1 protein-coding gene is annotated in these 313 nt (G+C 57.2%); it reads left to right on the plus strand.

What is annotated here, in order from left to right:
• Positions 1–313, plus strand: a 313-nt coding sequence (locus H6A60_RS12970; protein ID WP_205105276.1) for an aryl-sulfate sulfotransferase, incomplete at both ends; no start/stop codon positions are given.

Below are 313 nucleotides of genomic sequence, written 5' to 3' on the forward strand. Positions count from 1 at the left end.
CACGTCAACTCCGTCGACTACGACCCGACTGACGACTCGATCATCATCTCGTCCCGCCACCAGTCTGCCATCATCAAGATTGGACGCGACAAGAAGGTGAAATGGATCCTCGGTTCGCCCGAAGGCTGGAAGAAGGGCTGGGCAGAAAAGGTGCTGACGCCGGTTGACAAGGACGGCAATAAGATCGCTTGCTCGGGGTCGGTCTGCGAAGGCAGCTTCGACTGGACGTGGACGCAGCACACCGGTTGGCGAGTCGATTCGAAGTCGAATGCCGACGTGATTTATATCTCAGCGTTCGATAACGGTGACGGTC

Origin of the sequence: Sutterella massiliensis (genome assembly GCF_016899755.1) — a bacterium.
Taxonomy (GTDB): domain Bacteria; phylum Pseudomonadota; class Gammaproteobacteria; order Burkholderiales; family Burkholderiaceae_F; genus Sutterella; species Sutterella massiliensis.